This window comes from Halocatena pleomorpha, from assembly GCF_003862495.1.
In the GTDB taxonomy this organism is placed as follows: domain Archaea; phylum Halobacteriota; class Halobacteria; order Halobacteriales; family Haloarculaceae; genus Halocatena; species Halocatena pleomorpha.
On record NZ_RRCH01000032.1, the window covers coordinates 12,125 to 36,716 of the forward strand.

Annotated in this window: 20 protein-coding genes and 1 pseudogene; 5 read left to right on the top strand and 16 right to left on the bottom strand. The window is 50.5% G+C overall.

Annotation, left to right across the window (positions count from 1 at the left end):
* Positions 1 to 359: 359 nt before the first annotated feature.
* From EIK79_RS14810 to EIK79_RS14865, 13 genes and pseudogenes are all read right to left on the bottom strand, one after another.
* The gene (locus EIK79_RS14810; RefSeq protein WP_124956056.1) at positions 360 to 1,538 is read right to left on the bottom strand and encodes a cysteine desulfurase family protein; all 1,179 of its coding nucleotides are present in this window, start codon (positions 1,536 to 1,538) and stop codon (positions 360 to 362) included.
* Positions 1,528 to 1,938, bottom strand: coding sequence for a DNA sulfur modification protein DndE (dndE, locus tag EIK79_RS14815; RefSeq protein WP_124956058.1), 411 nt, complete (start codon positions 1,936 to 1,938; stop codon positions 1,528 to 1,530). The genes EIK79_RS14810 and dndE overlap by 11 nt, the downstream gene beginning before the upstream one ends.
* Positions 1,935 to 3,959, bottom strand: coding sequence for a DNA sulfur modification protein DndD (gene dndD / locus EIK79_RS14820; protein WP_124956060.1), 2,025 nt, complete (start codon positions 3,957 to 3,959; stop codon positions 1,935 to 1,937). Before dndD ends, dndE begins: the two co-directional genes overlap by 4 nt.
* 10 nt (positions 3,960 to 3,969) lie before the next feature.
* Positions 3,970 to 5,433, bottom strand: coding sequence for a DNA phosphorothioation system sulfurtransferase DndC (gene dndC / locus EIK79_RS14825; RefSeq protein ID WP_221621764.1), 1,464 nt, complete (start codon positions 5,431 to 5,433; stop codon positions 3,970 to 3,972).
* 1,072 nt (positions 5,434 to 6,505) lie between these two features.
* Complete coding sequence (locus EIK79_RS14830) at positions 6,506 to 6,949, bottom strand: hypothetical protein (RefSeq protein ID WP_124956064.1); 444 nt, start codon at positions 6,947 to 6,949, stop codon at positions 6,506 to 6,508.
* Between the two features lie 8 nt (positions 6,950 to 6,957).
* Positions 6,958 to 8,976, bottom strand: a complete 2,019-nt coding sequence (locus EIK79_RS14835; RefSeq protein ID WP_124956066.1) for an AAA family ATPase — start codon at positions 8,974 to 8,976, stop codon at positions 6,958 to 6,960.
* 2 nt (positions 8,977 to 8,978) lie between these two features.
* On the bottom strand, positions 8,979 to 9,134 hold the full coding sequence (locus EIK79_RS18215) for a hypothetical protein (protein ID WP_185715653.1): 156 nt from the start codon (positions 9,132 to 9,134) through the stop codon (positions 8,979 to 8,981).
* A 7-nt stretch (positions 9,135 to 9,141) separates the two neighbouring features.
* Positions 9,142 to 11,295 carry a DEAD/DEAH box helicase family protein gene (locus EIK79_RS14840; RefSeq protein ID WP_233738192.1) on the bottom strand — a complete coding sequence of 718 codons (2,154 nt, stop codon included), beginning with the start codon at positions 11,293 to 11,295 and terminating at the stop codon, positions 9,142 to 9,144.
* Positions 11,296 to 11,919: 624 nt separating this feature from the next.
* Complete coding sequence (locus tag EIK79_RS14845; RefSeq protein ID WP_124956068.1) at positions 11,920 to 12,321, bottom strand: helix-turn-helix domain-containing protein; 402 nt, start codon at positions 12,319 to 12,321, stop codon at positions 11,920 to 11,922.
* A gap of 1,029 nt (positions 12,322 to 13,350) precedes the next feature.
* Positions 13,351 to 13,649: pseudogene (locus EIK79_RS14850) on the bottom strand (transposase); the annotation flags it as partial.
* A gap of 970 nt (positions 13,650 to 14,619) precedes the next feature.
* Complete coding sequence (locus EIK79_RS14855) at positions 14,620 to 15,855, bottom strand: DUF5797 family protein (protein WP_368276904.1); 1,236 nt, start codon at positions 15,853 to 15,855, stop codon at positions 14,620 to 14,622.
* Positions 15,856 to 16,050: 195 nt separating this feature from the next.
* Positions 16,051 to 17,256, bottom strand: coding sequence for a hypothetical protein (locus EIK79_RS14860; protein ID WP_124956074.1), 1,206 nt, complete (start codon positions 17,254 to 17,256; stop codon positions 16,051 to 16,053).
* A gap of 1,130 nt (positions 17,257 to 18,386) precedes the next feature.
* Complete coding sequence (locus EIK79_RS14865; RefSeq protein ID WP_124956076.1) at positions 18,387 to 18,662, bottom strand: hypothetical protein; 276 nt, start codon at positions 18,660 to 18,662, stop codon at positions 18,387 to 18,389.
* Positions 18,663 to 19,027: 365 nt separating this feature from the next.
* On the opposite strand from EIK79_RS14865, the gene EIK79_RS14870 reads away from it, so the two are divergent.
* Positions 19,028 to 19,909 (top strand): ParA family protein, encoded by an 882-nt coding sequence (locus EIK79_RS14870; RefSeq protein ID WP_124956078.1) that lies wholly within the window; start codon positions 19,028 to 19,030, stop codon positions 19,907 to 19,909.
* Positions 19,906 to 20,292, top strand: coding sequence for a hypothetical protein (locus EIK79_RS14875; RefSeq protein ID WP_124956080.1), 387 nt, complete (start codon positions 19,906 to 19,908; stop codon positions 20,290 to 20,292). Before EIK79_RS14870 ends, EIK79_RS14875 begins: the two co-directional genes overlap by 4 nt.
* 124 nt (positions 20,293 to 20,416) lie before the next feature.
* On the opposite strand, the gene EIK79_RS14880 is transcribed toward EIK79_RS14875, so the two are convergent.
* Positions 20,417 to 20,743 (bottom strand): DUF5615 family PIN-like protein, encoded by a 327-nt coding sequence (locus tag EIK79_RS14880; RefSeq protein ID WP_124956082.1) that lies wholly within the window; start codon positions 20,741 to 20,743, stop codon positions 20,417 to 20,419.
* 65 nt (positions 20,744 to 20,808) lie between these two features.
* Positions 20,809 to 20,931, bottom strand: coding sequence for a hypothetical protein (locus EIK79_RS19070; protein WP_267900546.1), 123 nt, complete (start codon positions 20,929 to 20,931; stop codon positions 20,809 to 20,811).
* A gap of 50 nt (positions 20,932 to 20,981) precedes the next feature.
* Here EIK79_RS19070 and EIK79_RS18220 point away from each other — a divergent pair, with 50 nt between their 5' ends.
* The 3 genes from EIK79_RS18220 to EIK79_RS18225 all read left to right on the top strand — a co-directional run bounded on the left by EIK79_RS18220 (position 20,982) and on the right by EIK79_RS18225 (position 22,996).
* Complete coding sequence (locus EIK79_RS18220) at positions 20,982 to 21,197, top strand: hypothetical protein (protein WP_185715655.1); 216 nt, start codon at positions 20,982 to 20,984, stop codon at positions 21,195 to 21,197.
* 275 nt (positions 21,198 to 21,472) lie between these two features.
* Complete coding sequence (locus EIK79_RS14890) at positions 21,473 to 22,150, top strand: hypothetical protein (RefSeq protein WP_124956084.1); 678 nt, start codon at positions 21,473 to 21,475, stop codon at positions 22,148 to 22,150.
* Positions 22,151 to 22,846: 696 nt separating this feature from the next.
* Positions 22,847 to 22,996 carry a hypothetical protein gene (locus tag EIK79_RS18225; protein WP_185715656.1) on the top strand — a complete coding sequence of 50 codons (150 nt, stop codon included), beginning with the start codon at positions 22,847 to 22,849 and terminating at the stop codon, positions 22,994 to 22,996.
* Between the two features lie 241 nt (positions 22,997 to 23,237).
* Here EIK79_RS18225 and EIK79_RS14900 read toward each other — a convergent pair whose 3' ends face one another.
* Positions 23,238 to 24,374: a hypothetical protein gene (locus EIK79_RS14900; RefSeq protein WP_124956086.1), complete on the bottom strand. Its 1,137-nt coding sequence runs from the start codon at positions 24,372 to 24,374 to the stop codon at positions 23,238 to 23,240.
* Positions 24,375 to 24,592 lie beyond the last annotated feature (218 nt).

A 24,592-nucleotide genomic window follows, 5' to 3' on the forward strand; every position in this document is an offset into this window, starting at 1 on the left:
TGTGCATCCGGCTGGCGTTGGCCGACTACCCAAGCATATTGAGATCAAGTACACTGCGAACTTATTGAGAATGTAGTACAGACTGTACTTACATATTCTGTCATTAAAACATGGTTAATAACTGTGGAACAAGACGAGCCAAGGAAATTACTAAATCAGAGATATAACAAGCGAATCTAAGACGACAGAAGCCAAAAACTCTGACGTCTCTCAGATACTGAATTGGTTTCTCAGATATGAGATATAATGAATACTGATAGTATAATTAGGAAGATACTGGAAACTTTACAATGTGGTGTATAAATATTATATAATAAATAAATTTAAATTGAGATAATTGTCGATGCTGTCGCCACCAATTAGAATGTCAGCTTTTGTAGCCGGTTGACAGACTGGATCACTTGGTTGGCCGCGTACTCAATCTGCTCTTGGGTAGTATCCTTACCGAGCCCGAACCGGATGGCTGAATGCCAGATGTCCTCTTCATCTGAGATTGCTTGGAGAACATGAGATGCCTCAACTTTCCCGGTTGTGCAAGCAGAGCCAGCAGAAACCGCAATGTCAGGTTGCAGATTCTGGACCAACGCTTTGTTCTCTACGCCAGCGAAGGAGATATTGAGATTGTTCGGAATTCGCTTTTCTGGATGCCCATTCAGGACAACACCCTCGAGTTTAGTATTGATCCGCTCCCACATCGCTGTGGTGAGTTCGGCAACGTGCTGACTACGCTCTTGCATTTGCTCGTCAGCCAGCTGGACGGCCTTTCCAAACCCGACGATCGATGGAACGTTAAGCGTTCCAGAGCGCCACCCTCGTTCATGACCTCCTCCATGAATTAATGGCTGGAGTTTGACCTTCGGGTTTCGTCTACGGACGTAGAGTGCTCCAACGCCTTTCGGGCCATAGATTTTGTGAGCGGATAGCGACATCAGATCGATTCCCGTGGACTGAACGTCGATCGGAACGTACCCCATTGCCTGAACTGCGTCAGTATGGAAGAAGACCTGATTGTTCTTGGCAATCTCTCCAATCTCTCTTATCGGTGCGATAGTCCCGATCTCATTGTTGGCGGCCATTATCGAGATCAGAACGGTATCTTCTCGGATCGCTTCTTTGATGGTTTGTGGGTCAACACAGCCGTGCTCGTCAACGGGGAGGTAGGTGACGTCGAATCCATCTCCTTCGAGGGATTCACAAACCTCAAGGATCGCTTCATGTTCGGTGACGCTGGTGATGATATGACTACCTTTGTCGTGCTTCTCGGCGTATTCAGCCATGCCACGGACAGCGAGGTTGTCGGATTCTGTGGCCCCACTGGTGAAGATAATTTCCTCTTTCCGACAGTTGATGACGCCCGCGATACGTTCTCGGGCTTTCTCGACTCCCTTCTTGGCGTTAGAGCCAAAGATGTGGTCATCACTGGCCGGATTCCCAAACTGTTCTGTGAAGTATGGCTTCATCTCTTCGACAACCGCTTCGTCAACTGGGGTCGTAGCGTGATGATCGAGATATATCGGAGTTTCAGGATTAGGACTCATTGTTAGCCTGATCGCTTTGGTCTGGCTTGAGGTGTTCGGGCATCAGAGTGTAATAGTCGTTGATGTCCTTGACGTTTCCAAAGATGCGAATGACGCCCCGGTTCAGGTGGGCCACTAATTCGTCGTACAGATCTTCGTCAGGATCCTTGCCCTCCTGAATGAGCCGTTCTTTAACGAGTGCGAGATAAAGCGCTTCGTGCTCTCCAAGCAGGGTATATCGGTTGATTGTAAGTCCTTCTGTATCGTACTCGCTGTGGCTTGGAGGTCGAGGCTCGTTCAGCGAGTAACAGAGACCGATCCGACAGGTGAAATTGTGAGTCATGCCTGTCCGGCCTTTCAGCATTTGCAACCGGTGCGTGGCGTCGCTCCCCAGTGTAATACGATTGAATTCGTGGCTCATGATGTGATCTCTTCGGGAGAGGTTTGGTCGGTATCATCGTCCCAGAAATAACCCTCTGTCGGGACAGTGACGCCTTCGGTTTCGTCGTATTCGAGGTGGTAGGCCTTCGCCACGTCACGGCTCAAAACTTCGTACTGTTGGTCGTCAATCTCGGTGTCGGTAGAGAAGATTAAGACCTGGTGTGAGGCTTCCGGGAAGAACCGTTTAATCAGGTTATTCCGGTGTCTCTGGTCAAGTCGTCCGAGCGGCGTGTCGATGATGAAGGGAAGCGGCCGCCCGGAGATCTCAGCAAGCGCCCAGAGCAGAGATGTTGCGAAAATCTGGCGTTCACCTGCCGACAGTTCGGTATGCGGTTTCTGACTGCCATGTCTAGTGATAAGGGAGATATCCAGTGTGTCTTCATCGATCTGGATTTCCTTATAGAAGTCGCTCTTATTGGAGAGTGTAAGGTAGCGGTCGCTCAGTACCTCCTCCAGTTTCCCAAGCTTCTCCTTCGCGAGTTCGTCTCGGTAGTCCTCAATGGCTTTTCGAACGTCGGAGGCAAGGTTGGCGCGTTCAGAGACGTCCTCAAGCCGGGACTTTTCATCAAGCTTGCTTTGAATCCGGCTATTTACCGTTTCGAGCTTGTTCTGGAGGGTGCTAATTTCGCTCTCCAGACCTTCAATCTCGTTCTTGAGCGACCCCATCTCCTCTGTTAGCTCGTTCAATTCGTCGATCATCGGCGAGATAACCGATTGGTCGGGGGCTTTACTGAGACTAGATTCCACTTCTTGTAATTCCCGGACATCAGCCTCAGTCCTGTGGTTGGCCTCAGCGAACTGCTGAGGAACATCATTCATCGCTCGGTCAACAACTGAGTAGATGTCTTGACGTTGCGCCCGGGAGAACTGATGAGCTAACTGTGGGTCGTCGCCATCGTGATCAAATTGGCCTTCGAGTTTGGAGCGGATACGGGTGGTAAGTTCGTTGACGTCACCTTCGCTGACACCAAGGTCCTCCCAGACATCGTCTTCTTCTAGCACATCATCAAGCTCTTTGGTGAGCTCTTCCTTTGCAGTCCGCTGATTCTGCTGCTCGGTTTCTTCTTGAAGACGTTCTACAACGTTTTTACAGAGGTCAGGTGCCAGTGTGAACGGGAAGATCCCAGTGACAATTTCCTCGATCTGTCCCTCATGGGACTCGATACTGGCTTTAAGTTCGGCTCTGCGTTCTTTCAGGTCATCACGACGGTTAGCGTAGGAGCCGCCTTCGGACGCGATTTTGGCCTCAATCTCGTTGATTTCGTCCTGAATTGTATCGAGCTCTTCTTTTTTCTCGAATTTTTCATCTCCTAATCGCTCGATTTCTTCTTCTAACGCTTCTTTCTCCTCGCGGTAGTCTTCGAGTTCGTCATTGATGCCTTCGACTCCAGAGCTATCGAGCTTCTGTGAGACGTAGATGGAAAGGTCAGTATCTAACCGGTCAACAAGGTCAAGACCAAGAAGAGAGTACATCGAGTCAGTGAAGCTGTCATCAGACTCAACAGCACTGGCGAGCTCCTGAATTTTCTCACCATCAAAAAAGAACAACTGGGAGACGCCCGGCGGAACCAACTGCTGAAGGAAGTCCTGCCACTGATCTTTGTCAAGTTCAGTTGGAATCTTCCCGTTCCGACGCATTTCCAAGTTTTCAACAATGCTCTTACCTCTGTCACGCCAGGTGCGCTCCACGGAATAATAATCCTTCTCACCTAGGTGGGCGTATTCGAACTCAATCCGGACTGAGGCAGTTTCTGCCTTGCCGTCGGGGTATTCGTGGAGACGGCTTCGAACCGTTTGATGGTACTCTCTCATCGCCACACGGCGACCAAGAGCACTGCGGCCATGGAGACAAAATCGGATGGCTTCGAATAGCGTGGTTTTCCCCGCTCCATTTTGCCCACCAAACAGGATAATAGGTGAGTTATCTGTGGTGGTGAGATCCAGCTCATTCTGTCCGCGATATGGACCGAAATCCTCGATAACAAGTTTATTAAATTTCATATGTGAGTAGTCATTTTTCAATGCCTGGGTATTCCCAGACCTCGACGCGATCTTCTCCTTCGATCTCAGCGATGATTTCTTCCGTTGGCCGCCAGTCCTCTTTCAGTACCTTTTCTAATTCGTTATAGATCGAAGCACGTCGTTTCATGCCATAGTGTTGGAATTCAGTGTCGAGTAGACGCTGGACTAGTTCCCTCGGAACATCGTGTTCCTCACAGATCTCTTTGAGAAGTTCGGCTTCGTCCTCTCCGAAGGTTCCGAGATCGTCGTGAATCCAGTCCATTGTATCTCCGTCCATCACATTTCGGTAAATCTTGGGAACGGAGTCCTCCCAGTCAGACTGTTCCTCTCTCCAGAGCCGGCGGATTTCACGGAGTTCTTCTTTACGAATTAATACCATATCTTCTTCGTCTTCTGGCAGTTTCTCATTCACTTTTTTCTGGGTCCGTAGTAGCCTCTCTAACAGGTCTTTGCGAAATTCGAACTTATAGGCACGAGGAATGATGCCGTCACCACCGTTAGTTTTCTCTCTAACTTGTCCGTGTCGTCGGCCTTTCACCTCTCGGTACTGCGGTTTTTTCTCGGGGTCCTGCGTCATCTTGAGGAAATCCCGGAACTCAAGGAGAGATTCCATCCAGTCTTCACCTTCGTCGATCATATTCTGCATCGCTTTATCTTCCGAGACGACGGTACATGTCCAGCAACCGAACCGACTGTTGCCACAGGACGGAGTTTTGGTATCGATCACCATGGGGCACTCGTCATCAGCTTCTTGGTAGAGGGCAGCAAGATCTCGGTTATTCTTACCCCAGGGACAGTCGACCTGCAACAGGTAGGACCAGACATCGTCAACAATCCAGTCTTCGATCGGAGTATAGACGAAGGCATTAGCGAATTTAGAATGGCGGGAGAGTACACTGCCATCGATACCATGTAAGTCCATCACCTGTTTTCTGGTTGCGGATTCGGCTTTCCGGGCTCCAAGAATGACGACGACTTCACCGTGTTCTGAGACTTTTTCCTTGATAAAGTTGTCCGCTGGGTCGATCTTCATTCGTTCCGTACACCAACGGAAATTCTGGTTAGGGGCCGGGTATCCACGTCCAATTAGGTTCACCCAGAACGTATCCTCGATTTGTGGTGTGACCTTGTGAGCTTCGAATGGCAGATCATTCTTGTCCGCAAATTCATTTACATTTTCAAGAGTACTGACGATATGGTTGACGATTTTTGGGGTTTCTACTAAGGTATCGCTAGATATGACGTAAACTGGCTTGTTCTGCTGTTCCTCTGGAAGATCTGAGATTGCGTACCAGATAAGTTGGAGAGCGGTTGTCGAGTCTTTGCCGCCACTGTATCCAATTACCCAGGGACGACTGTCCGCAAGATAGACCTCCCTGATTTCGTCGTGGATATCGGTTAGATCACGCCGATCAAAGACAGAATCACCTTTCTCCTGTCCTGTGTTAGCCACATTTTGGACTTCCTCAAAAGTACTCATTGTTGTCTTATTGTGTTTCCCCACGGCAAGCCCTTAAATCCCACACACTTCCCCTAACTAGGTTGTTCATTAATTCCCCCACCTTAGGGTTTCTACGCTATGATTTCGAAGGATGGAATTTATATTTAATTTTCGACCATTCCAGAAGTTTTCGATTGGTAGATCGTTTCCCATAATGAAGCACATATAATATTCCTTATAAATAGGGGTGTAATTGATTCAATGATAATCTACACCAGCTTTCGATAATATCTGTGGCAAATCAAATGATAACTATCTGATCGCTGCTATGAGCCCACTATCTCAACAGTCCGTGGGCACTCACAGATGACGATCGACTAGTATAACTCAGATTTCTGTGTACTAGCTTATCGTCTCTGAGGGTTCTCTATGAGAACGAAGAATATATTGTCGGCTCCCTGCTGAAGACCACAGAATACTTGAGTTATTCATCTAAATTTGCCACATTAGAAAGTTACTACAATGAGGACTCGCAGCACTCTCAAAATATTCATATATTATCTAATATAGTAAAAGGTAGCGGAGAGAACGTTAAGGGGTTTACTCTCGTGAATCTGCCATCTGTTTGCCGTGGCTTGTTGAACACATCCTCGTCAGGTGAATCACTCGGCAAACTCGCTTTGTGAAGTACTAATGTTAGAGTCAATCCGTAAGGCCACGAACGTGGGAGGTGGCTGGTACACTGAATACGCCGGCGGTCGTAGGGTTCGGGAAGGCGATGTAGCTGACTGAACAGGAGCGTGAGTCTCGGGCCGAGCACGTGGACACGCTGACCTCGTACATGTGGGAACGTATCGACGATGAGTTCGATAACATTGTGTTGAACGGCGACCCAGACCACCGGCTTCTAAACAATCCCAACGTCAGCTTCCTTGGCGTCGAGAACAGGACGCTGGTGAAGAACCTGCCCCAATGTTGCGGTATCAGCCGGATCAGCGTGTACGACCGGGAAAGTCAAAGCTGTCCTCTGTGCCATCGGTGGTGACGACGACCGATAGCACTTGGCCATCCGGTTCGGATAGTCCTATCCCTGGAACTCCCGTTCGATCTCCTCAAGGACACTGATCCGTTCCTCCTCGGACTCAATATCACGGTTGCGCCGGAGGAACTCGATCATGTTGTCAAGCGGGTCACCGGGCTGCTCTACCACTTGTGAGCGGATGATGTCGATACCGGCTGACGCGTATTTCTGCAGGATGTCAACCTGCATGTCCTCGTCTACCAGCGTCTCATAGTCTTCGGTGTGTGCGTACGCAATCGACATCGCTACGACCAGGTTCTGCGGATTGTTCCGTAGGATGCGCCACGGTATTTCATCGCCCTTCCCGGGATTGTCATCGAACTGGCTACGGTTATATCCGACCGAGGCAGCCAACAGGAACAGGTCTTTGTACGTGTCGAAGATCGAGTTATCGCCGTCAACAAGGATCTCATATGTCTCAGTTTTCTCGTAGCGAATCCGGGGCATAGCTGTAATTACACCTCCTCACGGATCTCGGTATACTCGTACTCAATGTCCACTTCCTTCTCGGGGTCGTGATACTCCAGATAATACTGCTTGCCTGCGTACCGCTCTAAGTGGTGTTTTACTTCGGCTTCCCACTGCGGTTCCGTCACTAAGACCACTACTTGGTCCGCGAGGTGCGGGATTTTCTTACTGACGCCTCGCTGGTACTCTGTTCCCAGGTATCCAAACGGAGCGTCCATGACCAATGGGTAGACACCGCCCTGAAAGTACACGTTGTTCTCACTAGACCGGTACTGCTCCCGAGTAAGGTACGTTAGAGCGCCGATGAACGCAAGACTAGCAACCTGTCGCTCTCCGGTGGACGTCGGCACCGAGGAGATCAGATCGTTTCGGCCGCCGACCTCTTTGTACACGTCCAGTGAGTAGTCCTCCCCAATCTCGGTCCAGTAGTTCTTCGAGATAATGTCGTCAAAAATCTCCTTCACCGTGTCGTCAACTTGCTCCCGGACCTGATCCTGATACGACTCAAACTTCACCTCCAACTCCTCACGCGCTCGCTGTGCAGCTATGAACCGGCGCCGGGCCTTCTTCGACTTCTCCTCTTCCTCCCGTGCGTCTTCGATGTCGGACTCGATATCCGATATCTGTTCTTTGATTCGCTTAATCTCGTTTTCAACACGGTCCATCTCCTGATCAAGGTTCGTGATACGCTCCTCCATCTGCCCCCGGCGCCGTTCCAACTCCTGAATATCTTCCTTCGCCTTACCAGAGATTTGGTCGCTGATATCGTCCAACCGTTCGGAAATTTCGTTTATCTCGTCCAGCCGAGCGCGTCGACGGCTGAGGTCGTCTTGAATCTCGTCAAAGAGCCCTGACCGAGCCTTCGTAATCCCTCGAAGTCGACTGGTGATGTTCGTGGCCGCTTGATCGAGGTCGTTGGTGCCCGCTTTCGTCTTCCAGTCCTTCACCTGCTCATATGGGTCCGTCTCCTCGATTAGATCCCGGCCACAGATACACTGCCCCATATCCAGCCGGTCCTCGACAAACCGAGCCTTGATTTCGCTGGGTATCTCGCCTTTATCGCGTTTCTCTTCCAAGGCCTCTGCTGTCTTCTGAACGGCCGGCATCGAGAACACGAGATAACCGTATTCAGAGCAAGTTTCTCGGACATCGTTGTTTATCTCCTCAATTTCTTCACGTAGTTCTTTTTCCCGTTCCTCCAGCTTATCGCGTTCCTCCTGCAACTCACGCGTATCCTCAAGTTCACGCAGGCGTTTCTCTACAGACGCTAACTCGCCTTCCGTTTCCTCGATGCTCTGCTCTAAGTCCAGCAGTCGTTCTTTTTTGGAGGACAATTTCTCCTGCTTCTCATCGTGGGCGACAATGTATTCCGATAGCTCATCACTCCCGTATTCTTCCATCTCCTCCTCGAAGGCGTTCTTCTGTACCCACTTCAGGTGCCGGATGGAGCGTTCAAGGATTTCCAGCCCCATCAGGTTCCGGATCGCATCGCGAACCTTGTCCTGGTTATCCTGCCGGGAGAGTTGGTCGATTTCCTCTCCGTGGAAGAAGAACAGGTGGCTCAAACGTTTAGGGATGAACCGCTCTAGTGACGTGTTCGGGTTCTCAGGCGTCACCGTCTTCCCGTCCACGTCCATGTACTGGACGTGGGATCCCTCGTCCACTAGCTCTCCGTCCAAGTCATCTGAGGCCTGCTTCTCGTACTCGGCCCACCGCCCAGTCCAGTAATGCCGGTCGTTATGATCGAACTCTAACTTAACCTCTACTCTGATGGGGTCACCCACATCGGCTTCGGCCATCGCCCGCTCATTCGCGACGTGATCGGGCTGCGGCAGGTCGACATCGTTGTAGAATAGCCAGAGAAACGTGTTCCGTAACGCAGATTTACCAGCACCGTTCGCACCGTGGATGACCGTGACGTTCTCATCCTCGTCTTGAGAGAACTTGACCGACTGATCACCGTAGTATTGACGAAAATTTGATAATCTAAGAGTATCGAACTCCATTTCTATTTGACCTCTTCCCGAATGATGTCTTCGATATCCTTACGGATTCCGCGCGGGTTCTTTAAATGCAGCTTATCCTGCTCTGCCTGCAGTACCCGCTCGATTACTGCAGCGATCTTCTCGTCCTCAACCTCGGTATCGGGGTTGTTCCGGCTCATAATTGTATTAGATACCAAGAAGGTTGAAGTCTTCTTTCAGTTTTCTTATTGACCCTTGGCTGGTAGGAAGCCTTTGGAGCTCCGCGTCCGGGTGATTGAGGGCGTCTTCTGCGAACACGGAGGCACGTTTAAGTTCCTTTGAGATAAGTTTTCTCTCTATGCTGAATTGACTCTTGCCCATCGTGTTTGGATTCATCGATTTTGGAGGTGATACGATAAAATCATGGATAACTGCCTGTTCTTTGTCGGGATACTGTCGGAGGATGCGGCCTCGCCGCTGCACAAACTGGATTGGGTTCGTCGAACTGGCGAGGAGATACGCTGTCTCGGTCGCCGGGACATCCACACCTTCGTCGAGGCAGCGAATGGCGACAAGCGCCTGTAGATCTCTGTTTTCAAACTTGTTCAAGAGCCGTTCCTGCTCACTCTGTGTTTCCTGTGCAGTGAACGGGTGGACTTTGAGTCCCAGATCTCGTCCCAATGTTTGGGCAGTGGCGTCGACATGGCGCTGTGTTTCCTCATGACTCTCGTCGGATTCAACGCTTCCATCCCCACAGTACACGAGCGTGTGCTTGATATCCTCCTGCTCCGACACCAGCTCAGTTAACCGTTTGATCTTGTTCTCCGCAGTGCCGATAAGCCGGGCTCGCTTGATGAGCAGAGATTTCAGGCGGTCATCCTCGGTCAGTTCGATGTCGTCGTCAACGACATGCGATAGCTTCCCGATACGCTGCGACAGGTCAAAGTACCGGTGTTCCTCGTCCTCAGTGAGTTCGATGATGTGCGGGATGTAGTAGTATTCGCACAGGAACCCGTTGTCGATCGCCTTTCTGATGCCGTACTCGAACACGACGCCGTTTCCGAAGTAGTTAAACAATCGCTCCGTCCCTGTATCGTCATAGTACCGTTCAGGTGTTGCGGACAATCCCATCCGGTTCTGGATGTTGGACGGTAGCTGCTCTCGGTAGTGGCTAGCGCCCATGTGATGCACTTCGTCCAGAATCAGCAGCGACTCCTCACCCTCCAACCGGCTGAGCACGTTCTGGAAATGGTTGGAAGAGAACGTCTTGTGCGTCGTGATAACGGAGAGGTGGTCATTTGCACCCCAATTGAAATCCGTCACAGCCCGGGCAAAATCGTCCTCCCACCGTGACCGGGATTTGTACGCGAGAATAGGATCCATGTTAAAGTCCGTCATCGCGCTCTTCCACTGCTCGACAAGATGCTGGTACGGAGCGGCTACGATCAAAGCTAGCCGTTCACCCTGTCGTTCGTAGAGTTCACGGGAGGCAAGGAGCGAGGTAAGCGTCTTTCCCGTCCCGGTCGCCATCTTCAAGATCCCTCGTCCTCCTGTTTTCATCCAATTCTGGACCGCCTCTTCCTGGTATGGGCGGTGTTCGATCCATTCCGGCTCCGAGAGGCCGACGGGATCATTCCTCGACATGTCTGGTTCAGGGTAGGGACGGTTGTCCGGTTTACGCAACTGTACGATATCCTCCTGGATAGTCTCTGGGAGATTGTACACCGTCATGTCCGGTGTCTGGTCGTTCCATAGGAGATCAAACCGGTTCTCATGCTGCCGGATACGGTCTGCATCCCGGCTGGATTCCCACTCGCAGAAGATATCGTACGATTCGTAGTTGTAAAACCCTTGTTTGCTGTCATTCTTCGATCCGTGAAACGCGAGTTTATCGCCGTAGACTCCGGTGATGATTCCCCACTTGTCGTGGAAATCGCCGGCGGGATTGCCGTCCGGCATCGCGAACCGAATCTCCAGTAGGCCATCAGCAATCAACCATGCAAGGGTGTTCAGCGTATCGTCCTCCAAGCCGTCCTCGATCTCGTTAACATTCCGTCGAAGTGACTCGTACAGGATGTCGTTCTGTTTAGCTTCCTCGCCTTCCCGGAACGCCTCCCAGTCATCTTCCTCGAGGTTCGGGCTGGTAATCCACTGCGCCTTTCCGTTGTTTCGAGCGAGGCTGGCCATCCCCTGCGCGGCGAACTGTAGCCAGCCGCTGGTAAAGAATCCGACGCCGCGTTTGTACTCGGCGGCGCACTGGAGGACCGGGTTGTAGAACTCTTTGATGAAGTCCGTGGTCGAAGTTTCGATAACGGCGGACAGATCGAGATTCTGAAGCTGCTTTGAGTCTGTCTCACTCATATGGGCGCATCGTTCCGTATACTCATTTGTGGTGGACGTTACCAGAAGTAGATACTATGTCTGCATAAGTCCACCGGGGTAAGAACACTGCGGGTTAGCCTATGAATCCCGCGGAAAATGATAGACCATGACTTCTCGGGAACGGAATACTTAACATCGTCTAGAATGTACCTGACATTAGGCTGTCTGGGTCTCGCCATCGTCCCAACATGGCTCTCCTGGGCGGCCGGCACGCCCGCGTAGAGAACCGCTGCCAGTGGGTCGGTTCGATAGCTCTGGGTACGGTTTCCGAACGGGCGATCAGCGACGTATGCAGATTCCGAGCCCACCGTCACAAGGGCGGTTCCGGGAGCTGCTGGAGGACTCCCAGCGTGTCCTCCAGGTGATGTGGCTCGCGTGGCAGCTTTTCCGCGAGTTGTCCTTGTGACACACGACGAAAAGAGGCATCGCTTGCCAACTCTTCTCATTTTTCCTTAGGACTAGTCTAAGGTATCTCATTCGAGGATATGCTGACTGTCCCCTGACTTTTCTCGCTTATCTGCAGACGATATACCCTACTCGGAGAGAAAACGCGCCACCAAATTCTTTCCGCAGGACACTATGGAGACGCTGCTCCCTCGGCTTTCACTCATTTAGAGCGTAGAATCCTTTCTGAATTTTCTTCAGGTGTCCCTCATCAACCAGCTGGCCGAGTGCTTCGCTGACATTCGAGTCGTTTCGTCCCGTCGCTTTCACCAGTTCACCGGTGCTGAATTTATTCGCATCCTCCGCCCGGAAGTGATTCAGGATTTCCACCCTTACCTGACTAGCCACCATATCCAGAGTGTCGTACTGGTACACTAACTGCGCGAGATTCCTAAAATCAATATTCACCTCTTTCACGACACCGATTTCACCGTCCGTTTCCACGTCGCGGAATACCTTTTCCTGCTTCAGTCGTTGCAACTCCGTTTTTCCAATGGTGGTGGAAGCGCACCGCAATTCGGTGTCCTCTGAAAACTCTACTTTTTCCCCTGGCGTTGTCATTAACCGCGACTATCTAGCACCACCGACTTAACTTCTTTGTTGACAAAGTTCCTTGGCTACGTCCCGAAGTCATCACCCCAGATACAGCAACAGCTACACGCTTGCCTACGGTGTCTTCCTCCAATAACTAGTGGTAATACCCATTTGAGATATCTTGCGACAGGATTTATCCTCACATAAGAAACGAGGTAACTTTGTAAACTGGGAAAGTGGTTTCAGAGATCAGGGAGGAATCATTGAAAGCTGGCTAGATAGATTCTCTTCGAAATTTCCTTCTAACGTCTGGGGGCGGATTATTACACAAGATTAATATGCTCCCACGTATTACGAAAAATCGGGACGATGGCGAGACCAGCCGCAAGGTGGCCTCGCTAATTCTGCGGAGAAAATAAAGTAGCGGTTGCTGAGTGCAATCGATAAGGGCGGCTGATTGCTTTCCTCCATGAGGTTTGGCTGTTTCCACCTTTTCAATAGTATTATTCCTGCAGTCCCGTATCCCAGACCTGACAATCCAGCTCGTCAGGTGACATCGTCTAACTTCCTGTATTCAGTCATAAGATCTTGGTTATACTCTGAGGCTCGAATCTCTAGCCAGGTCCCGCGCTCATTTTAGGTTCGGCGTGGCACAGAAGAGGCCGCTCGTGAAGAAGGCGGTGACTATGTACAGTTGCAGCAGCGTCAGCTACGGAACGACCGAGGTGATTGTCTGGGTGATTCTAAGACGTTCAGAATTACTCAGCATCATATCTTCTGAGAAATACCGTGTTACGAAGAACACCGATGCTCCTCCGATTATCACCCGGCGGCCTGTCCTCGTTGCAGATCCGCAACACCAGCAGGCGCCACGAACAGGGCGGTCCTGATTCCGCCGCCGACATCCAGCACGAAGTCTCTCACCCGATACTACCTTCTACTTTCGCTCGCCTCTTGCGATACAGCCACGTCAACACTTTTCAGAAGAACAGGCCGATTAACAAGTTGTGAACCGTAACCAGCAGAGTCCTGACCTCTTGTTGATTGGGACGATACTCACGGCCATAAGCACGTAAAGAGATTTGGTGGATTGACGCTGTCGAGCGCGGCGTCACGAAGTTCGCCCAGAGTATTGAACAGGCGGTTGCCGAGTGCTTGATTGAGTTTCTTCCACGCCTCCCCGAGTCCAGCTCTGGTGAACCCTGTGGCAGGTAACACAGTTCGATCGGGGTGTCCTTGACGAACTCTTGGACTGCGTTCGCCGTGAAATACGACGCGCTGTCTGAGAGGATGCAGGTTTTCTCGCCGAACTCAATCTGAATCGCGTTCAACAGCCGGATCGTTGAGGTGTTCGAAGCGATCCGCAAGCAGAATCAACCGGTCGTATTCTGCTCTGTCTTGAACCATTTCTTCCTATCATACACGCGCACGCGATCCAAGAGAACACGGCACCACGCTGGTCTTTCTCCCTCTCGCTTCGGCACATCTACAGCCGATCGAACTGTTTGGAACAATCTCAAGCAAGCGCTTTCGCCGATTTCCTCAGAGAGTGCAGACGTTCTGTGGACTCATCGAAGTGATTTTCCGTTATCTGACACGTCGTTTTAGCTTCGTCCCTCACTGGAACAACACGTGTTCTTCGATGTCAATAAGTTATGTTAGACCGCGACGCTGCTCATGTTTCCGTGACCTCTCACTTCTCAAGCATGATTAGCGCATCCGAAGATCAACACTCAACTTGGAAAACTTTCGAAGCGTGTGGTGATGTTGGGTCTCGACCCTTAATATTGCCGGGATACGCTACATCCCGATGTGACGATTTACGCTGACGATTTTGACAACGTCATGCTGTACTCCGTCGGTGGCCGGCAGGAGTCGCGGTCACTCCGAGGTTCTAGACCACCGAGGCGGTCGAAAAGACACTGCCAGAAGTGCTGGCCAACGCCTCCTACCTTGAGGACGAACTTCTAGTCATCTTGCACAACACTGAGTCACGGAACGAGTACACCGTTCCATACAAGGAGATAGAGACGATAAGAGTGGGTCGGCGACCGCTAACCTGATACCGATACCAAGTACTCGTGCTCGTATCCCTCCAAGACCTTGACCTCACCCCATCTAATTCCTTAGCCGCATCCAACTGGCCTAGTAGGGATGTAAGTCGTGATCACGTCGTCGTGTATCTAGGTACCCTCTCCCCTATACTACACTTCAATTGCAGCTAATTATTCTACAAGCTGACTGAGCTTCATTTGGGATGCAGTCATGTTATTCTCCTAATTGAGGACACAGCTGAAACCGTTTTAGGTCAGTATCAGCCTAATTTTAGATCGGTCCATCAGCATCGTCCGATAGCAGCATATCCTTCAACGTGTCATCGATCAAGCTACCGATCGGGTCATCATCGTCTTCCTCGTCCTCAGCTTTGGACTCACCACTGTCTTGCTCTTCATCTTCTTCCCCAGTGTCTTCCGTCTGAACACTGTAACGTTCTGACGAGTCCAGTCCAGCCGTCTCAAGCGCAGCTACCCACGACCCAAAACGCAAGGATGCAAGTCCCGGAGAGAAATCGATTAATTTCTCCGCTTCAGTGGTTGTCGGGGCATGCCCGAGCTCGTCGGCTACGGCCCGGAGGCCATCCAGTATATCAGTGTTCGTATGCGATCGACGGCTCCAGTCTGGTACATCGTTGGGGTCGTACTCCGCGGTTTCAAGTGCAGCAGCCCACGAACTGAATGCATCCCGGTATGTCTCCGCTGAGAACACCCCATACGTAGCTACTAAGTCCTCGGTCGGCGGTTCACCGAGAAGGTTGGCAAACCGTTGAATCTCACTGATTAAGTCGTCTTCATTGAAGTCCTCTGGAATCTCGAACTCCGGCCGGTCAACATCTCTCTCCGAAGCATCTATCTCAACTGACTTGTCTGTCTCAGCTTCGCCTTCGGAATTTTCCGGTGTTTCTTTCTCGGGGGCTTCTTCATCCGGTTCGGGCTTAGGCTCTGGCTCCTTAACGCCATCAGACTTGCCCTCGGTATCTGGCCGCGGTGTTGCTGCTTCCTCACTGTAGAAATCTGCTCGCGTCACCTCGTCCGGGAGAATCCCTGTCTCTTGATACGCAGTGTACAAATCGCCAAACTCATCTCGGTACCGCTGATGGACGTACTCGCCGTGGTCGTTGATCTCCTCGGCACTCGGTAAGTGGCCCAGTTCCTGGGTGAGCGACACCAACGCGATCACTAGGTCTCGCCGCCGCAGATCAATCTGTTTTTCCTCCGGTTCGTCTTCTGGCCTGGTCACATCCTGATACAAGTCCTGGTGGTTCTGGGTGAATTCCTCTGCCACATCGGTCGCCCGGATATACCCGTCGTCATCCCGGTAATAGTAATTTTTGAGTTCGGATTCGAAATATTGGCGGATCTCATTGCCATCATTTAATCCCCACCGGTCCTGTAGCCTGACGTTCCTCGTCGGCTGCCGCCGGACAAGGTCAACAACTTGTTCCTGCTCCCGTTCAGGAAGTGTGGCGTCCGCACCGTTCGATTCCAGATCATTCTCAAAAATGAAACCCCTATCTTCTTATTTTCTTCGTTTGATTGATTGGTCGAAGTAACTGGGTCGGCATCGACGTCCGCAGATTTCTCAGTGGTGTCGTTCGGCGGCCCCATCGATAGTTGCTCAACCGGATTCAGTGAATTACGAAGAATCTCATCTTGTATGCCTCCTGTGCAGGCACTTCGCTTAAAACTATTACTTCCATCAAATCGATCTATAAATCGAATCGTTGTTGGTACATTTCTCATCAATGATTTGGTAGAAGCTGGTACCTTCCAACACTCGGTGCAGATCGCGTGAGTTGATGACGATGATCTCCGGGGTTCCGTTTAGCCCCCCAGTTGCCATACGTTCTGCATGCCGCTCCTCACCTTCACCAGAGATACCGTTCCAGGCGAACATGATTCCGAGGTCAACGTCCGTCATGTTGCATTTGTCCTTGAAGTGGCCGATCTCCTTGGCCGGGACTGGGTCAATCCAGTGTTTGCATTCGACTATAATGAACCGGGAATAGAAGTTAAACAGGGTGTGTCGGTCCGTCCCCTTGTTTTCGATCACTAGATCAATTTCACCAAACTTTGTATACAGGTTTTCATCGCGAACAGAGAGGTACGGGAACGAGCTGAATAACTGTGTAGCGACGGCTTCCAAGGCGTTGCCTTTCTCCTGTTTCGTTTCAGCTATCTCAGCCTCATACAGGATCTCGCCGAATCTTCGGAGATTGAGCTGACAGTGCTCGGTCTCGATACTCGGCGGATTGTAAGCGATATCCGCATCACCCCAGACAGTAAACATCTGCAGCTTCGTCTGCTCCGGATGATACCCAGCAGGATACGCCACAGCCCGCGGATACCGATCTGGCGCCCGCAATAGCTCATACAGCCGCTCCGAATCCTTCCGCTCAAGCTCCCGAAACCGAAATGCTTCGAGATCTTCGCTCGGCCGAACGACGACTATCCCTTTATCAGAGAATAAGATAGAGTAGTGGGCACCGGCCGTTTCACGTCGGATATTAAGATAATAGATGGCAGAGATGTAATCGGAACCGTGTTCGAAATCTTCCGGCGTAAGGGATGCTGTATCGACCGTAAGGTAGGGTGGGGAGTTGACGCTTCTGGCAGCTAGGATGTCGAAAAAGAAGGTGATGCCTGGTTCAGGGGCGTAGTTATCGGGCGGCGGGCACAGCATCATTGCCCGTTCAGATTGTAGATCTCTAATCGGGTGCAGGTCTTCTGCTTCTACGGACACGTTGTTGAACAGATGCTGGTCATCGTATCCGAGAAGTAAAAGAAATTCTTGAAGAACGATTTCTATTCTGTCTCGGGATTGTTTCCCTGAGTTAGAGTTCCGGGTGGCGCTGTAGAGTGAGGTGAGTAGGTCGTGGAACTCCTGTTTATTTTCGTTTTCCATGTGTTCTTGCTGGACTGTGCCCACTATTTGGATGTTAGATAGCTGCTTTCGCTACATAAGTCCTGCCGCTGAGATGACTGGTTCTGGAATCGAATCTACACCGACCGGAGACTGTGGATTCGCAAGTAACCTAATCGAATAGAACATGCCGCCCAAGTTGGAGCGTTATTCGTCCAGCAGTCTGACCAAGTGCATCCCTCGATGATAACCATGGTTAGTCGATGGAGATGAATCGCGCATCTGCATGTGAACTCGTCTGCATACCACGACCACCACGAACAGAACCGCTAACGTGAACCCACCAACCGTACGTAGTAGTCACTGTCATGAACATCCGCGCCAGTCACGGGAAGACAGCCACCATCAGAACAAGGCGGCGTATCAGGTGCGAGGACATGGACCAAACCGTTGCCCGATGCACCGCTAACCGTTTATACGTAGAATCACAGAGCCAACAAGCTCATTAGGCGATTGATGAAGTCCTATACAACCGACATTGGATGTAGCGACCGCATGACAGCACCGATCTCTGTCGGAATCGACTCGAAACCGAACGAACGCTCAGCTGCAAACGACAGTAGCGTTGTATACACCAAACTGCCGTCTGTTGGATTCGAATCGTTCGGACAACGAACGGGTGGTGAGAGGTTTGAACCTCAGTCGTTTCACATGCTCCACTTCTTGCTTCAAATCCGCAGCATGGCAGAATGCAGACAGGCACTGAGGTGCTCGTACTCATATTAAGAATATAGAATTAGTTTTTCCGTGTCATCACGACTGGGTAGAAGACGGTGTTACCGAGCGGTGGTGTACCGCACGCAATACGTACCAGCTTCCGGAGGCTACGCTGAGGGAGAACCACTGGAAGTGGCCCTGATTGCGGTGAGTCGGTTCAATCCATGTGATGCTTCTATTGACAGTTATGGGCCGGAGGTGGCTTTGGCGAACAGTTTAGACTTCCAAAGCAACTGTTCGAGAGCGTTGTGCATGAGCCGTGGCCGTCGAGTGCAACTCTATATCCCGTGGATCGCTGTAGATCGGGCTGAGAGCTAAAACGGTCTATTGCAATCGCTGTCCTTGTTTCTCCTCTGCAACTCTTCGAATCTTCTCCAATTGTTCGACGATATGACTTATTTCCTCGTTCGCATCTGATGGACAATGTACCCAATAGCCATGGAGATGACAGTGAGATATGCGGCGAAGAGTGCCCAGAAGGCGGTTCCCGTCAGGCCAGGAAGCAGCGTGTTCTGAAGGAGGTCAAATCCGGCCATGATTAGGTATCCCGGAATCTGGAGGAATCGCATCGCTATCCATTCTGAAGCGACAAATAACACAACGAGTACGGCCAACGTGACGACCGACTCGATTCCCAGTCGAATACGGGATTTGGAAACGTGGGTAGTCATAGGTGTAAGTTGTTTCTCAAGCAAATAAAGTTCGCCAGCTCCCGTGCTGAAAGCTGGTAATTCCACGGTCAGCAGCGTCTCGGCATTCGTTTGTTCATTGTCTCCTCGTTTGATGGTGGTCTGTTCTTGAGTGAGAAGGAATTTTTCGCCCCGTTTCTGTATAGCTACGAAATAGCAGCTGATAGCCTTCCCTGAATTCTTCGAGTGTACTCTTATCCTTCATGATTTGTGTTCACTACTGGTGTTCACTACTGGTGTTCACTACTGGTGTTCACTACTGGTGTTCACCGATGAATGTACTTACTGGTGTTAATGATTGAATGTAATAGGTAACATTGATGGCTGAGTGGATAGTAAACACACACATGCTGGCGTACACCACGTATTCGGAGGCCGGTGGCGTTGGAAAGACGACGACAGCTGCAAACTTGGCCGCCGCTCACGCTCGTGCTGGATTGGATGTGTTAGTCGTTCCATTGGATCCACAAGACGGTGACCTCTCGCGGCTGTTTGGGGTTGATATGAATCGAACAGAGTCCGTCGATAATCTCGTTCGCCACATGATTCAGCGCCCAAAGGGAGAGTTCGACGATCTCATTGAGACCGTCGAAGGAATCGATATCGTTCCTGAACACAATATGCTGAGTGACCTCGCAGATTACCTCCGACGGGAAAAAGAACAAGCAGAGGCGATGGGAGAGGCGTTCGGGATGCACTCACAATTGCTTCGCACGTTACGCGAAGCAGGTGTTCAGGACCGCTATGATGTGTTGATCTGTGATCCACCGGCAACCGAAAGTCCTCACCTTTACAACGCAATCAATGCGACCCGGTCTTTGGTACTGCCTGTTGAGCCGAGCGAGAAAGGGAACGCAGCAGTGCAAGGGTTAGAATCACTAGTCGCTGGGATACAAGAGAGTCTCAACATTGATATCGGGGTGCTGGCCGCGCTGCCAGTAGGGTACAAGGATACGAATGATCAACGCGCCATCCTCAATGCTATTCCGTATTCAACGCCTGAGATCGTTGGAGAGCGTTCATCGCTGTTCGAAGGCTGCTGGAAAGAGCAGTGTTCGGCGTTCGAATATGTTCGTACCCACCGGGATCGTCAGCGCGACTACGAACTTGAGACGCTCGCGAAATTCGATCGCTTGGCGCGACGACTTGAGCAAGAGGTCGATATTGAAGCGCCAACCCCGCCCGCTCCCGGCACTGTTGACCACGACGCAGTCGAAGCAAGACTATGACAGGGATGAAAGAAGGAGCTGGCGAGGACCCGTTCGCGGATTCAGAGCCAGTACCAACGCAGTCGTCTGAGAGTGATGCCGACGATGAGCGCGAAACTGAATCGGATTCAGAACCGACCATGACTGAGACACCGCAACCGACCGAGATTCCGATGATTCTTCGACGTGACAGTGTGCAAGACAACCGCGATCGCGTTCCACTGTTCCTACAACAAGAAACGAAACGTGATGAACGCGATGCACTTCGTGAGCTCGAAGCCCGATTTGATGACGATCTTTCACTGACTGATCTCCGTGAAGCCTTGGTGTTGATTGGACTAGATAACCTCGACGATGTGGAAGGACAGCTCCGTGGCTGGGGATATGGCTTGACCTTCGACTAACCGATACCCAATCCATTTCGAAAACGGTGTGTTCGTCAGTCACTGGATTGCTTTTACTCAAACAGTTCCCATCACTATTTGACGCATTTGTGATGTATCCGGAGTATACGGTTAGATCCAGCCGTTAGGGACAAAAAACGATTTCGTTGCGGAGATTGTCGGGTCGGAGAACACTAACTGCGTTGTGGATTGGACGGACGAGATCAGTACGTGTGTGACGCTGATCTTCGTAAAAGAAGATGCCGTGGTGGTCGTGGGCTGTCACGAAGTCTTTGGTGACGAAATCTGGGTCGTCGGTGAGGACTACATAGCCATGTTCGATAGCGTATTCGAGGAGTGGCTGGTCCCCACCGATGAGATCGGCATCATAAATGGTGATAGCGTCGATATCTTCACTCTGGAGTGTGATAGGAATTGCTCGAGGAACGTGCCCGTCAGTGAGGATGTTCATGCGGTTTCGGTATGGCGGTGCTGCTCAGGGTCGAGCTGTCGCGCATGCTGCCCGGCGGCCCGTTTCTATTCGCGCCAGTGTTGCATCTCCCGTGGTTGATCGTAGTAGGCCAGCGCGTGATGGATGTCGGCAAGATCGAGGTCGTAATCGGTTGCTACGTCTTCTGGGCGTTCATCCTCATCGATCACTCGGGCAGCGCACTGGCCCTCCCCTCCCCCCTGCGATGTTGCTCGAGGCGATGGGCTCGGCCGCAGGAGTGGTGACGTGGTTTGCTCCCATTGCTGTCGCGATCGGCGTACTTGCAACGATCGTCTTGCGCGCGATCGTTCTGCTCGAGTTCGTGTTCTGGCCGGTCGCCGTCATCGTGTGTTTGTTCGAGCATGATCTCTTCACGCGGTTTGGCCACTCAGTGACGGCCATGTTCGCGGTCGCAGTGACCGCGAAGCTGTTATAGGCCGTGTTCGCGTTTCTGATGGTCTTTCTGACTCACTGGATTGCGAGTGTCATCGATCGAGAGAAGACCCAACACACCACACTGTCCGAAGCTGTCGATGGAGGGGACAGATCTTACCAAAGAACCGAGCCGCCCGGCGACCACTACTCTTGGTAAGACGCGACCTCTCCCCTCGTACCGAGTGAGAATCGACCGACAGTGGCACTGAGAAATACAAATTGGCCTATTTGGCAGAGGCACAAGCGTAAATATCGAGCACTATATTGGTAATATATATGTTCGAACCCACAGCCCCTGATCCCTCTATCACGACGATTACCACCGCTGAACGTCAGGCGCTGCGGGAGTATCTCGGGAACTGTGTCGATAACGAACTCTTCAGCGATCCTCAACCATTGTTGTTTGTTCTCATGCTGGCTGGGGAGAAACCAGCGATAGCATTTGATCCTCGCAACGAAGCGTTCCCTGAATATCCGTTCGCAGCTCGCCAAGGTGTCCGAGATCTGTGTGAGACGTTCGATCTCGCGCTCGAAACCCGTCTCGGAACGCCGTTTTGGGTCGTTGCTCCTGTTCATGGACGGCTTGATCTCTTGCCAACGAGTAACCGTTCGGAGCGATCACAGGCGTGGGAACGCAGGCTTGGCGTTGTGTTCGGATACCCTCCTAAAGCGGTGGAATCATTCGTTGCTCGGTCGGAAGACTGGATGGCAGCGCGTGAGCGTGTCCGTAATGAACAGTTCTCAGCCGAGGAGATGGCGGATGTTGGACTTCTCGGCTATCGGTGTGAAAACACCAAGGAGGGCTACGAAATAGCGATTCAAGACGGCCGACGTGTCCGTCATCGCCTCGAACAGTTGGCTGAGAAGTGGGACCTCCCTGAACTACAAACGCTCCTCAAGGCCCACCGGGACTACTTACTCGACCGAATTAAGCGTGAAAACCCCATCTCGTGATCAGCCAAACATCTGGCAGCCAGCGCATTTTGTGTTCCCGTTTTTGGTCTCTTTTGGATCGAATTCGTTACCACATTCAGAGCAGACGACTTTCTTTCCCATGTTGCAATATATTCCCATTATACATTATGTATAAATATTGTGCTCATTCCCCATGACAAAGTTGACAAGGGAGACTTGAAGCTCGCAGACGTGTATAAGATCGTCGATAACATTACTTCTCGCTAGGCTCCTGACCGGCGTTGGCGTATTCTCAGACGCTCTCCACGAACGCTCGATACTCCGTGCTCGGATGGCGGTTAAATCGGCTCATAGAGCTACTCTGTCCATCGATTCGATGATATTTATCTTGGTCGATGCAGCGAGTACGACTCGGTGATGGTCAATGTCACACTGCACCATGGTGAGAAGGTATAGTTTCTTGCCAGTCTGGCGAGAAGTGGGGCATCTTTAAGACAATGGTAGGGGTGGTACAAAGTGAGACGAATGAGTGGAACAACTGTACTCTATTGTTGCATTTCGACAGCCGATCAGGATCTATCTCGTCAGAGCTAGTTTCCAGCGAGTACGCCACCGATCGTCTTGATGTGGAACCTACGGAGATTGATCTATTCGTCATAAATAGAGTGGAACAAACACCGACCGGGAGGGCTCCCGCGAGCTGATGGCTGCGATCAGGGCTGGGAGATCTCGCAGGTGATTGCATCGGAAGTCAGCCAGATCTCTCGGTCAGTGCGGGACTTCAGCGCGACGGTCGAGCGCATCGTGGACGAGCACGGCATCGGACTCCATATCCTCGATATGGGGATCGCGCTCGACGGTGCGGACGATCGCGGAGGACCGTAAGCGATACACAGCCCAGTAGATCATTCTTCGAGGCTGTTGCGTGGTCAGAAGGCAGTCCCCAAACTGCCCTATAGCATTCTCTATAGCGGAGACTATAGGCTACGATTACGTCACAACAGATGTTGAACTCAATCTACTTCAATGCTACAGCAAGCGGAACACTCTTGCTATCGAAGACAGGTTCATTCCTCCATCTTGTCTTATAGACGTGAAAATACATTTATACTTCATAAATTATTCATTAGCCACCGTGAGAAATATAATCCGGTAGTGTGAGGAAAATCTGATCCTGATGCAGTATATCCTCAACCATCTGTGCATCCATACCGTGCTCTAGATCATGCTCGATGAGTTGGTAGATATCGACAGTAGTGAGGATCTTATAGCCACGCTGTTCAATATATTTCATAGCATTCGACGATACAATATCTTCGCGATCATTCGGGGAATCATTAATTGACCCATTAGGAATTAGGAGTCCGTCTGTCGATTCATAATCTCCTTCCTCTAGCACATTACCAACCCAATTGTCCAATTGTCTTGCTTTATCAAGTCCTACCTCATTAGTTGTACCAGTGATCTCTAAAGCAAACGCTGTCTCATCAGTTTCTATGATGCCGTCACGCTTTCCAGGTATCTCTTCGCCAACTGTGAGCCCAAGCTCGCGGAGGGCCTTCGGAACGATCCGTTCTAACTGGTTGTCGCCTTCATAGAGGAGGTTTTTGTATCCCTCCAATGTTTTCAACTCGTCTTTCAAATCGTCGATTTTAGTTTGGTGCTGGGCTATAGTTTGCTCAATATTCGTCTCACCTGGCAATGAGCATTCAGACAGCCATTCTGGTGGAGACCGCCCTCCAACACCAGCGTCAATGCCATATACATTCCCTAGTGTTTTTCTCACGAATTCTGAATATGTTTGATTATCTTTTGAAGGGATTAAATATACACCGCCTTCATCTTCTTCTTTATGCCTGATTACAACCGCTATAGATTCCTCACTTCTGTTTGTCGCAATATGATGTCTTGTATAATCTTCATCAGACTTCATAAGAAACCTCATAGCAAATGTAAAGCTAGAGTTGAAATGCCATTCCCAGCCGGACTCAATATCTCTGATATATTCGCCACCTATTTCCTCATGCAAAACCATTCTAAATGGTAACCAATCAAATAGATTGATTTCCTCTACAAATTGAGGTGAGATGCGATTGGAAGGAGGACCAATTAGATACTTATTCGAAATTTTATTATAATTAATATACTTAGACACTGTATTAGTTTTTAAATGGTTAGGACAACATACTATTATATCTCTTTCTGTTTTAATATATTTTTTAACCATTGAATGATATGGGAACTTAACTCCTATACGCTCCATATTTGGATGGTAGAGACACTTTTTTCCGATAGTTTATCAAGATTGATGAATGTGATATCATAATCAGTGAAATTAGAAAATTCTGACCATCTAACAGACCTATCGACAAAGGGAAGATTTCCACCTTTGGAAAGAATTCGCATACTACTAGCATGTTTATAATCTACTATATAGCTATCGAATAGTTATGTGATAAAGATAATATACTGTTGTATTAT